General features: G+C 35.0%; 2 protein-coding genes. Both read left to right on the top strand.

The window, feature by feature from the left end; translation table 11 throughout:
- On the top strand, positions 1–889 hold an 889-nt coding region (locus Q8K49_RS01800; RefSeq protein WP_305303717.1), incomplete at its 5' end, for an O-antigen ligase.
- A gap of 50 nt (positions 890–939) precedes the next feature.
- Positions 940–1,137, top strand: a 198-nt coding sequence (locus Q8K49_RS01795; protein ID WP_305303716.1) for a hypothetical protein, incomplete at its 3' end; no start/stop codon positions are given.

Here is a 1,137-nt window from a genome sequence, read left to right as displayed (position 1 = left end):
TTTTCTCATTTCTGATTATTTCTACAATATAGCCATGATTATTCAAATTATCGGATTAATCTTGACTTTTTCCAAATCAGCTATCATCGGACTCGCCACAACCATTATTTATATCCATTATGGACACAATATATTATCACCAATCCATAAATTATTCCGCGCCTGCCTTTCAATAGGCAAGGTGGAACAATTTAAACAAAAAGAAGTGTTGAAATGTTCCACGTGGAACAATTCCCATTGTGAAGTTTATGATCCGATCAAAAATGTTCCACGTGGAACAATCAATGTCAAAAGGTGGCTGCTAGTAGCTAGTATAATTATAATTTTAATGTGTTTGCTTCATCCAAACATTGATTCGTTATTATTCAAATCATTAGATGAAAGATTATTATATACTAATGTTTCACGTGGAACAATTCTAGATAATCCCATTATCGGCTCAGGGACAGGGCAATTCGTAATAAATATGCAAAAATATGCCAACCAAACCCTTTTTGATTGGCAATTTCAGCCGGTTCACAATGTATTCCTATTGATTTGGAGTGAACTAGGTTTAATTGGACTGTGCTTATTTATATTCTTCCTCTATAAATTGTTCCACGTGGAACAATTTAAACAAAAAGAAGCGTTGGAATGTTCCACGTGGAACAATTCACAGTGCGAATCCTATAAAATAGCTAAAAATGTTCCACGCCCGCCTGCCGGTAGGCAAGGTGGAACATTTCCAGACCAAAAAGAATTCAAGATAGCCATACAGGGTGTATTAATTGGATTTATATTTATTATGCTTTTTGATCATTACCTATGGGACATCCAGCAAGGGCAAATCATTTTTTGGCTTATACTAGGCTTATCAGTCAGCTCAATTACTGAGAATATTGACAAATAGTGTCTTTTATTTTATAATAATATACTCTTTTTTATTTACATATTACACCATTGGTTTTTCTTCACAGAAAAACCCACCACGCCATTTTTCTTTTCCCAAAAGAAAAATGGCAAAAAAGAAAAAGGCCGCACGGCTGCATACCAAGACAAATTTTCAATTTATTCGCTAAAAAATACCGGTTGCCCCGCGGCGGACCGGTATTTTTTTACGCTCATAAATCTCAATTTGTAGCTTGGTATTCCGCTAGT

The organism is Brevundimonas sp. (assembly GCF_030682035.1).
Lineage (GTDB): Bacteria > Pseudomonadota > Alphaproteobacteria > Caulobacterales > Caulobacteraceae > Brevundimonas.
Note: the sequence above shows the minus strand (reverse complement) of the source record. Positions and strands in the feature narration are given on the sequence as shown.